Below are 12695 nucleotides of genomic sequence, written 5' to 3'. Positions count from 1 at the left end.
TTAACTACTTGTAGTTATTCGGCACAGTCAATTCATTACCATTCTGTTGGAATGGTAATAGCTTTAGAATTACATGTTCATTTTCGAATGAATATTAGTTTTGAAGTCAGTATTCGTTGAGTCACAAAATCTTAAATTGAAGAGTTTGATCATGGCTCAGATTGAACGCTGGCGGCAGGCCTAACACATGCAAGTCGAGCGGAAACGACATTATTGATTCTTCGGAGGATTTAATGGGCGTCGAGCGGCGGACGGGTGAGTAATGCCTAGGAAATTGCCTTGATGTGGGGGATAACCATTGGAAACGATGGCTAATACCGCATAATGCCTACGGGCCAAAGAGGGGGACCTTCGGGCCTCTCGCGTCAAGATATGCCTAGGTGGGATTAGCTAGTTGGTGAGGTAATGGCTCACCAAGGCGACGATCCCTAGCTGGTCTGAGAGGATGATCAGCCACACTGGAACTGAGACACGGTCCAGACTCCTACGGGAGGCAGCAGTGGGGAATATTGCACAATGGGCGAAAGCCTGATGCAGCCATGCCGCGTGTATGAAGAAGGCCTTCGGGTTGTAAAGTACTTTCAGTTGTGAGGAAGGGTGTGTAGTTAATAGCTGCGCATCTTGACGTTAGCAACAGAAGAAGCACCGGCTAACTCCGTGCCAGCAGCCGCGGTAATACGGAGGGTGCGAGCGTTAATCGGAATTACTGGGCGTAAAGCGCATGCAGGTGGTTCATTAAGTCAGATGTGAAAGCCCGGGGCTCAACCTCGGAACTGCATTTGAAACTGGTGAACTAGAGTGCTGTAGAGGGGGGTAGAATTTCAGGTGTAGCGGTGAAATGCGTAGAGATCTGAAGGAATACCAGTGGCGAAGGCGGCCCCCTGGACAGACACTGACACTCAGATGCGAAAGCGTGGGGAGCAAACAGGATTAGATACCCTGGTAGTCCACGCCGTAAACGATGTCTACTTGGAGGTTGTGGCCTTGAGCCGTGGCTTTCGGAGCTAACGCGTTAAGTAGACCGCCTGGGGAGTACGGTCGCAAGATTAAAACTCAAATGAATTGACGGGGGCCCGCACAAGCGGTGGAGCATGTGGTTTAATTCGATGCAACGCGAAGAACCTTACCTACTCTTGACATCCAGAGAAGCCAGCGGAGACGCAGGTGTGCCTTCGGGAGCTCTGAGACAGGTGCTGCATGGCTGTCGTCAGCTCGTGTTGTGAAATGTTGGGTTAAGTCCCGCAACGAGCGCAACCCTTATCCTTGTTTGCCAGCGAGTAATGTCGGGAACTCCAGGGAGACTGCCGGTGATAAACCGGAGGAAGGTGGGGACGACGTCAAGTCATCATGGCCCTTACGAGTAGGGCTACACACGTGCTACAATGGCGCATACAGAGGGCAGCAAGCTAGCGATAGTGAGCGAATCCCAAAAAGTGCGTCGTAGTCCGGATTGGAGTCTGCAACTCGACTCCATGAAGTCGGAATCGCTAGTAATCGTGAATCAGAATGTCACGGTGAATACGTTCCCGGGCCTTGTACACACCGCCCGTCACACCATGGGAGTGGGCTGCAAAAGAAGTGGGTAGTTTAACCTTTCGGGGAGGACGCTCACCACTTTGTGGTTCATGACTGGGGTGAAGTCGTAACAAGGTAGCCCTAGGGGAACCTGGGGCTGGATCACCTCCTTATACGAAGATACCACGATGAGTGTCCACACAGATTGATTAGGTTTAGAAAAGTAAAGAGACGAAGAACTCCCAAGTTCTTCAATATCCAGTGTCCCGTTCGTCTAGAGGCCTAGGACACCGCCCTTTCACGGCGGTAACAGGGGTTCGACTCCCCTACGGGATACCATTGGGTCGTTAGCTCAGTTGGTAGAGCAGTTGACTTTTAATCAATTGGTCGCAGGTTCGAATCCTGCACGACCCACCATTCTTTCTCCGCGAAGGAATTAAAACTATCGTGGGCGATTAGCTCAGTTGGGAGAGCACCTGCCTTACAAGCAGGGGGTCACTGGTTCGAGCCCGGTATCGCCCACCATTCTCTAAATATTCTTGGTTATAGTCATATCCAAACCACTTCTTTTGTCGTTGGTTGGTGTGTTTGACCCTGAGAGTCTTTAGAAAATGTGAATTTTAGAACACTGGTTCTTAAAGTCTCATGCTCTTTAACAATTTGGAAAGCTGACTGATTGATTACTTACGAGTAATTCAATCAAATTTAAAAGTTCTCAATGTTTATCTTTATTGATAAACACAACAAACACATTCAAGTGTCTTGTATTCGAATCAAACGTTAGTTTGATTCACAATTGAGTCCGGCAAACAGTCATCAAGAATTAACCCTTCTTGATGACAACCAAAAACCTTGGTTAGTTGCCATACACTAAGACCCTTTCGGGTTGTATGGTTAAGTGACTAAGCGTACACGGTGGATGCCTTGGCAGTCAGAGGCGATGAAAGACGTAATAACTTGCGATAAGCCCAGATTAGGTAGTAATAACCTTTTGAGTCTGGGATTTCTGAATGGGGAAACCCACGTGCACAAGCACGTATCCTGTTGTGAATACATAGCAACAGGAGGCAAACCGGGGGAACTGAAACATCTAAGTACCCCGAGGAAGAGAAATCAACCGAGATTCCGAAAGTAGCGGCGAGCGAAATTGGATTAGCCCTTAAGCTTTTAATGATGCAGGTGAAGAGTCTGGAAAGTCTCGCAATAAAGGGTGATAGCCCCGTAACCGACACATCATAATCAGTGAAATCGAGTAGGGCGGGACACGTGATATCCTGTCTGAATATGGGGGGACCATCCTCCAAGGCTAAATACTACTGACTGACCGATAGTGAACCAGTACCGTGAGGGAAAGGCGAAAAGAACCCCTGTGAGGGGAGTGAAATAGAACCTGAAACCGTGTACGTACAAGCAGTAGGAGCACCTTCGTGGTGTGACTGCGTACCTTTTGTATAATGGGTCAGCGACTTAATTTTAGTAGCAAGGTTAACCGTTTAGGGGAGCCGTAGGGAAACCGAGTCTTAACTGGGCGTACAGTTGCTAGGATTAGACCCGAAACCAGGTGATCTAGCCATGGGCAGGTTGAAGGTTGAGTAACATCAACTGGAGGACCGAACCGACTAATGTTGAAAAATTAGCGGATGACTTGTGGCTAGGGGTGAAAGGCCAATCAAACCTGGAGATAGCTGGTTCTCCCCGAAAGCTATTTAGGTAGCGCCTCGGACGAATACTACTGGGGGTAGAGCACTGTTAAGGCTAGGGGGTCATCCCGACTTACCAACCCTTTGCAAACTCCGAATACCAGTAAGTACTATCCGGGAGACACACGGCGGGTGCTAACGTCCGTCGTGGAGAGGGAAACAACCCAGACCGCCAGCTAAGGTCCCAAAGTATAGCTAAGTGGGAAACGATGTGGGAAGGCTCAGACAGCCAGGATGTTGGCTTAGAAGCAGCCATCATTTAAAGAAAGCGTAATAGCTCACTGGTCGAGTCGGCCTGCGCGGAAGATGTAACGGGGCTAAGCTATACACCGAAGCTGCGGCTACGTACCTTAGGGTATGTGGGGTAGGGGAGCGTTCTGTAAGCCGTTGAAGGTGGTCTGTAAGGGCTGCTGGAGGTATCAGAAGTGCGAATGCTGACATGAGTAACGATAAAGGGAGTGAAAAACTCCCTCGCCGGAAGACCAAGGGTTCCTGTCCAACGTTAATCGGGGCAGGGTAAGTCGACTCCTAAGGCGAGGCCGAAAGGCGTAGTCGATGGGAAACGGGTTAATATTCCCGTACTTCTTACAATTGCGATGGGGGGACGGAGAAGGCTAGGTGGGCCTGGCGACGGTTGTCCAGGTTCAAGTACGTAGGCGGAAAGTTTAGGTAAATCCGGACTTTCATTAACGCTGAGATACGATGTCGAGCTACTACGGTAGTGAAGTCATTGATGCCATGCTTCCAGGAAAAGCCTCTAAGCTTCAGATTGTAAGGAATCGTACCCCAAACCGACACAGGTGGTCGGGTAGAGAATACCAAGGCGCTTGAGAGAACTCGGGTGAAGGAACTAGGCAAAATGGTACCGTAACTTCGGGAGAAGGTACGCTCTTATCAGTGAAGTCCCTTGCGGATGGAGCAGACGAGAGTCGCAGATACCAGGTGGCTGCAACTGTTTATTAAAAACACAGCACTGTGCAAAATCGTAAGATGACGTATACGGTGTGACGCCTGCCCGGTGCCGGAAGGTTAATTGATGGGGTTAGACTTCGGTCGAAGCTCTTGATCGAAGCCCCGGTAAACGGCGGCCGTAACTATAACGGTCCTAAGGTAGCGAAATTCCTTGTCGGGTAAGTTCCGACCTGCACGAATGGCGTAATGATGGCCACGCTGTCTCCACCCGAGACTCAGTGAAATTGAAATCGCTGTGAAGATGCAGTGTACCCGCGGCTAGACGGAAAGACCCCGTGAACCTTTACTACAGCTTGGCACTGAACATTGAACCTACATGTGTAGGATAGGTGGGAGACTATGAAACCGCGTCGCTAGATGTGGTGGAGTCGTCCTTGAAATACCACCCTTGTAGTTTTGATGTTCTAACGTTGGTCCCTGAATCGGGATTACGGACAGTGCCTGGTGGGTAGTTTGACTGGGGCGGTCTCCTCCCAAAGAGTAACGGAGGAGCACGAAGGTGGGCTAAACACGGTTGGACATCGTGTGGTTAGTGCAATGGCATAAGCCCGCTTGACTGCGAGAATGACAATTCGAGCAGGTGCGAAAGCAGGTCATAGTGATCCGGTGGTTCTGAATGGAAGGGCCATCGCTCAACGGATAAAAGGTACTCCGGGGATAACAGGCTGATACCGCCCAAGAGTTCATATCGACGGCGGTGTTTGGCACCTCGATGTCGGCTCATCACATCCTGGGGCTGAAGTCGGTCCCAAGGGTATGGCTGTTCGCCATTTAAAGTGGTACGCGAGCTGGGTTTAGAACGTCGTGAGACAGTTCGGTCCCTATCTGCCGTGGGCGTTGGAAAATTGAAAGGGGCTGCTCCTAGTACGAGAGGACCGGAGTGGACGAACCTCTGGTGTTCGGGTTGTCATGCCAATGGCATTGCCCGGTAGCTAAGTTCGGAATCGATAACCGCTGAAAGCATCTAAGCGGGAAGCGAGCCTTGAGATGAGTTTTCCCTGGCACTATAAGTGTCCTAAAGGGTTGTCGTAGACTACGACGTTGATAGGCAGGGTGTGTAAGTGCTGCGAGGCATTGAGCTAACCTGTACTAATTGCCCGTGAGGCTTAACCATACAACACCCAAGGGGTTTTGTGGACTCAAAGACAGACCTTGAATGAGTTTGAAAGAGACTTTTAAATCAGTTTTCCGAATTTTAAAATTTGCTTGGCGACCATAGCATTGTGGACCCACCTGATTCCATGCCGAACTCAGAAGTGAAACACAATAGCGCCGATGGTAGTGTGGGGTTTCCCCATGTGAGAGTAGGACATCGCCAGGCTTTAAATTAAATCTTTAGGTTGACCGACCTGGAGATATGGACGCTCACTTAGTGAGTTGACCACTGCGGAGTGGTAGTTCAGTTGGTTAGAATACCGGCCTGTCACGCCGGGGGTCGCGGGTTCGAGTCCCGTCCACTCCGCCACTTATTCGATAACCTCGCCTAGTGCGAGGTTTTTTCGAATCTGAAGTAGTAAAAAGTTTTAGGGGTGTAGCTCCAATTGGCAGAGCAGCGGATTCCAAATCCGCGTGTTGGGAGTTCGAATCTCTCCACCCCTGCCATATTTAAGGCTCTAGCAGAAATGCTAGAGCCTTTTTGCTTTCTGAATCTAATATATGCGATTAGCAGAGCAGCGGATTCCCCGACTTACCAAAACAGCGCATGTTGGGAGTCTAAACCTCCAACCCTTCTATATACAAAGCCTCAGCAGAAATGTTGGGGCTTTTTTACGCCTGTTGCTTCTTCGAAGCAATATTGGGAGATGGAACGTCATCCCGGTGGAATACTTTGAGCGCCGACTCATAATGCTTTTACCCAATTTTTCCTATTTGGATATGTTGATATTCGAACCTTAACGCTTCCGTAATAGTTTGAAGATCGAGTCGAAGATAGAGGTCTTTTGGCTTTCTATATGTGTGATATTTAAGCTGTCACTTCTTGCCTTGGATGATATTTGGCCTTAGAAAGGTAAGTGCTCACTTATCCCTGCCTCTTTTATAAACAACCAACAGCACAATCCCCACTTCTTTATGAGAATTATTCTCAATATTTTGTTACATTTTGGTCGTTATTACTAAAAGGCAACAAATATGGATATTTCCCGTCGTAAGTTTATTCAATCATCTCTCGCTATATCCGCACTAACTGTTTTGCCCGCTTGTTCTATGAAGCAGTCTGTTGGTGGGCAAGGTAAGTATGTCTATGACTTAACTGCTGAACCTTCAATGGCTGAGTTAGTCGCGGGATTTGATACCAATGTTTTAGCCTTTAATGGACAGATTCCAGCTCCGACGATTCGATGTCGACAGGGTGAAAAGGTCACAATTCGTTTTACGAATAAGCTATCAGAGCCGACGACTATTCATTGGCATGGCTTAAGAATTCCTATCGAAATGGATGGAGTTCCCTTTTTAAGTCAGCCACCAATCATGCCAGGTGAAACATTCATTTATGAGTTTACGCCGCCAGATGCCGGCACATTTTGGTATCACCCACATATGAATAGCGTTAAACAACTTGGGATGGGGTTGGTTGGTCTTATTATCGTAGAAGAAAGCACTCCCGTGCAATTTGACGAAGAACACGCATTGATGCTTAAACATTGGCATATCGACAAGCAAGGTCAATGGAAAGACTTAATGATTCCACGACTCAGTGCTCGTATGGGCACTCCTGGTGAGTGGAGTAGTGTTAATGGAGTTCATGAACCCGTATACCAATTAAAGCAGCACGCAACGACTCGACTGCGGATTGCCAATGTCGATAATACGATCACTTATCCTATCGCTATCGAAGGGGCTGATGCATGGGTGATTGCCATTGATGGTAACCCTGTGAAAACGCCTTATAAACTGACTCAACATAAAATTGGTCCGGGTATGCGTGTTGATATCGGACTGATCGCTCCTAAAGCTGGTGAGCGAATTAACGTTCTCCAAATGAAGGGGCGTTTCCCATTTTCTTTGTGTGAATTTGAAGTCGTAGATTCAGCATTTACTCAAGAGCGAGTGTTGCCATTATTACCATTGAATCCAGTACCTAACCTAGATCTTGCTAATGCTGAAGAGATCGATTTCGTGTTCGAGTGGGAGGGTGCAGTTTCACCTGTATCTAAAGATGGTAAATCGATGCCTAAATTTTGGCTTACTAATAAACGAGCGTGGGAGGGGATGAGCAAAGACAATATCCCTGAGCCGTTGGCGACTTTAGATCTAGGTAAGACTTACATATTCGATCTTAAGAACGTCACTCAATATCATCACCCGATTCATATTCATGGTCATACATTCACTGTATTGGAACGTGATGGTAAAAAAATTGAAGAACCTTTCCACACCGATACCGTGCTACTTGGAAAAAACGGTCGAGCGAAAGCCGCATTTGTTGCGGACAACCCAGGACGTTGGATGTATCACTGTCATGTTATAGAACACATGAAAACGGGTTTAATGGGATATATCGAAGTTAAGTGACACCTGTAACGTTTAATATTTGCGCATGCATTCTTAGTTTCTACCCTCGCTTTTATCGGCGTTAAAGCTAGAATATAGGGATTATTGTTTGGGAGGATTCATGGGTCAGTTATCTATTTTAGGTTTTATTGCCATTGGTGGCGCATTTGGTGCTTGTTCGCGCTATTTGATTTCAGAGTTATGTGTGGTGATGCTAGGGCGTGGTTTTCCTTATGGTACGCTAACTGTTAACGTGATTGGCTCTTTAATTATGGGCTTACTCATCGCAGCGTTTGAGAATGAGATGGTTGCGACAGAACCATGGAGACAAATTATCGGTCTTGGCTTCCTTGGAGCACTGACTACATTTTCTACATTTTCGATGGATAACGTGCTTCTTATGCAGCAGGGTGCTTTCTTTAAGATGGGACTCAATGTGTTACTCAACGTGGTTCTCAGCATCTCAGCAGCATGGATCGGCTTCCAACTTTTGATAAAGTCTTAAAACTTTCTTACGATTTGTTAACAACTCGGCTTGGTTTATCTAAGCCGTTTTTATATACTCGATCGAACTTGTCGGAGTGCCATATGGCTGAGACCGTTAACTCGGGATCCGTTGAACCTGATCAGGCTAATACCTGCGAAGGGAACAAGAGTAGATATCTAACTAGAATCCTTCTAGAGATCTATCTCCAGATCACAACTGTATTTCTTACCGTGATCCCTCTTGTAGCATCTAATCCGTCAAGCATTTTTATCCCTATAAATAATGGCTAAAAGCCAAGGAAAAATGCTATGTCGAGTCGTAAACAAGCAAGACTGGAAGCGAAGAATTTCATCGATTCTTTATCCGTACAACCTTATCCAAATTCAAAAAAAGCTTACATCCAAGGATCTCGAGAAGATATTCAAGTCCCTGTACGAGAAATATCACTCGCTGATAGCCTTGTCGGTGGTACCAAAAAAGAGCCTGTATTCGAACCTAATGTACCCATTCAAGTTTACGATACCTCAGGTGTTTACACTGACCCCACACATCAAATAGACCTGTATAGCGGCCTTCCTAAGTTGCGTGAGCAATGGATTGATGAGCGTGGTGATACGGAACTGTTAGACGATGTAAGCTCTGTTTACACTAAAGAACGTTTAGAAGATGAAACTCTAGACGACCTTCGTTACGGCAACCTACCTAGAATTCGTCGCGCGACTGGCAATCAATGTGTTACTCAGCTGCACTATGCTCGTCAGGGGATTATCACTCCTGAGATGGAGTACATTGCTATACGTGAGAACATGGGACGTCAGAAGTTTGCTGATGAGCAGTTGAACCACCAACATCCTGGTCATAACTTTGGCGCAAACCTGCCGAAAGAAATTACTCCTGAGTTTGTGCGTAAAGAGGTTGCTGAAGGTCGAGCTATCATCCCTTCAAACATCAACCACCCAGAATCAGAACCGATGATTATTGGTCGAAACTTCTTAGTGAAGGTGAACGCTAATATTGGTAACTCTTCAGTAAGCTCTTCGATTGAAGAAGAAGTTGAGAAGCTAGTATGGTCAACTCGTTGGGGCGGCGACACCGTAATGGACCTTTCCACTGGCCGTAATATCCACGAGACTCGCGAATGGATTTTACGTAATAGCCCTGTACCAATTGGTACGGTTCCTATGTATCAAGCCCTTGAAAAAGTGAATGGCGTTGCGGAAGACCTTAATTGGGAAGTGATGCGCGATACCTTGATTGAACAAGCAGAGCAGGGTGTTGATTACTTCACTATCCACGCAGGTTTGTTGCTTCGCTACGTTCCGATGACGGCTAAACGTTTGACAGGTATTGTCTCTCGTGGTGGATCTATTATCGCGAAATGGTGTCTTGCACATCACCAAGAGAGCTTCCTTTATACTCACTTCCGCGAGATCTGCGAGATCTGTGCGAAGTACGATGTTGCCCTGTCATTGGGTGATGGCCTACGCCCGGGTTCTATTGCAGATGCTAATGATGAGGCTCAATTCTCGGAGTTACGTACTTTAGGTGAGTTGACTAAGGTAGCTTGGGAATACGACGTGCAGGTGATCATTGAAGGCCCAGGACATGTGCCAATGCACCTAATCAAAGAGAACATGGATGAGCAGTTAGAACACTGCCATGAAGCGCCTTTCTATACTTTAGGCCCATTGACGACAGATATTGCCCCTGGTTACGACCATATTACCTCTGGTATTGGCGCGGCCATGATTGGTTGGTACGGCTGTGCGATGCTCTGTTATGTCACGCCTAAAGAGCATTTAGGTCTACCAAATAAAGAAGATGTGAAGACCGGCCTGATTACATACAAGCTTGCTGCACACGCTGCTGACCTTGCGAAAGGGCACCCGGGCGCACAAATCCGAGATAATGCATTATCTAAAGCACGTTTTGAATTCCGTTGGGAAGACCAATTTAATCTAGCTTTAGACCCTGAAACAGCACGTTCTTTCCATGATGAAACTCTGCCACAAGAATCCGGTAAGGTTGCTCACTTCTGCTCAATGTGTGGACCTAAATTCTGCTCGATGAAGATCTCTCAGGAAGTCAGAGAGTATGCGAAAGATACCGAACAAGTAGCCGCGGATCAGGCTATCGAGATTAAGATGCTAGATAACCCGTTGGAAGGGATGCGTCAGAAATCACAAGAGTTCCGTGATACTGGCTCTGAACTTTACCACCCTGCAGTAGCTGCAAAAGAAGCTCAATTAGAGGAATAATGACAGTGAAGATACTCATCCCATCTCAAAATATTGAGTTAACGGGAGAGGTGCAGAACTGTCTATTGGTTGCTAAGCGACAAGGCTTGGCAATCGATGCAGTTGAGTTGGGTGTAAGCCCAACTCAATACTTCTCTATCGTTGACACTCAGCATGCGTTATCTATTGGCTTCGCTCATGATGTTGATTCATTGGCGAAGTGTCAGTTGGCGGAACTGAACCATGTTGTTGATTACAGTAATTCAGTCGCGCTAACTGACGTTTGTGATGCCTTTATACAAACTCCGAATACCATCTATGTCGGTGTCTCAGATGATTCAACTGTACTGGATATCTGGTCACACCGGGATGCTAATCGTGCTATCAAGAGTGACACTACAGCTCATCAGGAATTAGATAATCGCGGCCACTTTGCTTGGTTACTTACTTTGTTGGCTCTGGAATTCCCATTAGAGGACGCATTGGTTTTAGCTCGCGCATCGTCCAATGTTTCACGTGGAACATGGCCAGCACATTACCAAAACTTTCCAATTCCAGTTTTGGAAGATGAGCGACTGGATATTAGTGTTGGTTGGGCGCACCAAGGAACATCACTTTCGTTCCCTGAATTGAGCAAGAGTAGCCTAGGGCTATATCCTGTGGTTGATGATGTTGAGTGGATCGAAAGGTTGCTCAAGCTTGGAATTAACACTGTTCAACTACGTATTAAAAACCCTCAGCAAGCGGACTTAGAACAACAAGTTGCTCGATCAATCGAGCTTGGTCGAGAGCATAACGCTCAGGTTTTTATCAATGATTATTGGCAGCTTGCACTCAAGCATGACGCGTTTGGTGTTCATTTGGGGCAAGAGGATATTGAAGAATCAAATCTCTCACAGTTGAGCCAAGCAGGTATTAAGATCGGTCTCTCGACTCATGGCTATTACGAGTTGCTACGCATTGTTCAAATCAACCCAAGCTACATTGCGCTAGGGCATATCTTCCCAACAACAACTAAACAGATGCCATCGAAACCTCAGGGTTTAGTTCGTTTATCTCTGTACCAACAGCTGATTGATACTATCCCATACACAGAACAACTCATCGGTTATCCGACGGTTGCTATTGGCGGTATTGACCAATCGACAGCTGAGCAGGTGTGGGAGTGTGGGGTATCGAGCTTGGCGGTGGTACGTGCGATTACATTGGCGGAAGACCCACAGAAAGTGATCGAATTTTTCGAAAAACTGATGGCACCTAAATCTCCAACTCTTAAGGAAGAGGTTATGCAGGAGCCTAGCTATGCTTAGTGACTTTGAATTCATTCGTTATCAACGACAAATTGCGTTACCTGAAGTGGGTGAGCAAGGGCAACGCAACTTACTAAATAGTCATGTGTTGTTGATTGGTTGTGGTGGCTTAGGTAATGCCGCGGCTCTTTATCTAGCTGCTTCTGGTGTTGGAAAGATCGTGCTGGTTGATGATGATTGTGTCGATTCATCGAACCTGCAACGACAGGTCGCGTTCAGGGAAATTCAGTTAGGTTCGCTTAAGGTTGAAGCGTTGAAGCAACAACTGAGTGAGCTCAATGGTCGCAGCCAAGTAAGAACCATCAATCAACGAATGAGTGAAAGTCAGCTTGAGCTTGAAGTGATGCTAGCTGACTTAGTGTTGGATTGTACTGACAACTTCGAGTCACGCCAGCAGGTTAACCAAGCATGTTTCAGCACGAAGACTCCTTTGATTTCTGGTTCTGCAATTGGCTGGAAAGGCCAGTTTATTGTATTTGATTATCAGAATCAGAAAGGGTGCTATCACTGCTTGTTCCCGTTCAAACAGCATCCACAAACGACGCGTTGTAGCGATAGCGGCATCATAGGCCCAGTTGTTGGCACCATAGGTAACCTTCAAGCTTTGGCTGCTATTCAACGTCTAACTCGTGGTGAGTTTCAGGTCGCAACACACCAACTTAAACTGTTCGATGGCCAGACGATGAATTGGCAAAACCTTATGGTCACTCAAGATAGTGAATGTCCTGTGTGCAGTGCGTCTGTAGTTAAGCATTTAGAAGAAGAAATCCAATGAGCCATATAACGATCTCGATAAACGAGCAACCAGAACAGGTAGCGTACTCTTCGTCTCTAGCGGACATTATCCAAGCTCTATCATTACCTGATCTAGGTTGTGTATTTGCAATCAATAATGCGGTTGTCCCGCGTAGTCAGTGGCAACAAACGGTCGTTAATGAAGGCGACGCTATTTCTCTTTTCCAAGCCATTGCAGGAGGCTAAC

The 12695-nt window shown here is 46.8% G+C and carries 6 protein-coding genes, 5 tRNA genes, 3 rRNA genes and 1 riboswitch; all 14 genes read left to right on the top strand.

Annotation, left to right across the window (positions count from 1 at the left end):
- Window positions 1-133: 133 nt before the first annotated feature.
- The 14 genes from AC3CKG_RS16155 to thiS all read left to right on the top strand — a co-directional run bounded on the left by AC3CKG_RS16155 (window position 134) and on the right by thiS (window position 12694).
- Window positions 134-1688: ribosomal RNA gene (locus tag AC3CKG_RS16155) — 16S ribosomal RNA — on the top strand.
- 90 nt (window positions 1689-1778) lie between these two features.
- Window positions 1779-1854 (top strand) — tRNA-Glu (locus AC3CKG_RS16150).
- 2 nt (window positions 1855-1856) lie between these two features.
- A tRNA-Lys gene (locus AC3CKG_RS16145) sits at window positions 1857-1932 on the top strand.
- 32 nt (window positions 1933-1964) lie between these two features.
- A tRNA-Val gene (locus tag AC3CKG_RS16140) sits at window positions 1965-2040 on the top strand.
- Window positions 2041-2407: 367 nt separating this feature from the next.
- Window positions 2408-5301: ribosomal RNA gene (locus tag AC3CKG_RS16135) — 23S ribosomal RNA — on the top strand.
- A gap of 91 nt (window positions 5302-5392) precedes the next feature.
- Window positions 5393-5508 (top strand): 5S ribosomal RNA (gene rrf, locus AC3CKG_RS16130).
- The 16S, 23S and 5S rRNA genes sit together here with 5 tRNA genes alongside, the layout of an rRNA operon.
- Before the next feature lie 67 nt (window positions 5509-5575).
- Window positions 5576-5652 (top strand) — tRNA-Asp (locus AC3CKG_RS16125).
- Window positions 5653-5712: 60 nt separating this feature from the next.
- Window positions 5713-5789: transfer RNA gene (locus AC3CKG_RS16120), tRNA-Trp, on the top strand.
- A gap of 528 nt (window positions 5790-6317) precedes the next feature.
- Window positions 6318-7700, top strand: a complete 1383-nt coding sequence (locus AC3CKG_RS16115) for a multicopper oxidase family protein (protein ID WP_488528581.1) — start codon at window positions 6318-6320, stop codon at window positions 7698-7700.
- A gap of 100 nt (window positions 7701-7800) precedes the next feature.
- Window positions 7801-8184 carry a fluoride efflux transporter CrcB gene (gene crcB, locus AC3CKG_RS16110; protein ID WP_004736665.1) on the top strand — a complete coding sequence of 128 codons (384 nt, stop codon included), beginning with the start codon at window positions 7801-7803 and terminating at the stop codon, window positions 8182-8184.
- A gap of 62 nt (window positions 8185-8246) precedes the next feature.
- Window positions 8247-8345, top strand: a riboswitch (TPP riboswitch).
- Between the two features lie 129 nt (window positions 8346-8474).
- Window positions 8475-10424, top strand: coding sequence for a phosphomethylpyrimidine synthase ThiC (gene thiC, locus AC3CKG_RS16105; protein WP_488528580.1), 1950 nt, complete (start codon window positions 8475-8477; stop codon window positions 10422-10424).
- Complete coding sequence (locus AC3CKG_RS16100) at window positions 10424-11713, top strand: thiamine phosphate synthase (protein ID WP_488528579.1); 1290 nt, start codon at window positions 10424-10426, stop codon at window positions 11711-11713. The genes thiC and AC3CKG_RS16100 overlap by 1 nt, the downstream gene beginning before the upstream one ends.
- Window positions 11706-12488, top strand: coding sequence for a HesA/MoeB/ThiF family protein (locus AC3CKG_RS16095; RefSeq protein WP_488528578.1), 783 nt, complete (start codon window positions 11706-11708; stop codon window positions 12486-12488). The genes AC3CKG_RS16100 and AC3CKG_RS16095 overlap by 8 nt, the downstream gene beginning before the upstream one ends.
- The gene (gene thiS, locus AC3CKG_RS16090; RefSeq protein ID WP_016789613.1) at window positions 12485-12694 is read left to right on the top strand and encodes a sulfur carrier protein ThiS; all 210 of its coding nucleotides are present in this window, start codon (window positions 12485-12487) and stop codon (window positions 12692-12694) included. Before AC3CKG_RS16095 ends, thiS begins: the two co-directional genes overlap by 4 nt.
- Window position 12695: the final 1 nt, after the last annotated feature.

This window comes from Vibrio sp. QJM3NY_15, from assembly GCF_057785995.1.
Note: the sequence above shows the minus strand (reverse complement) of the source record. Positions and strands in the feature narration are given on the sequence as shown.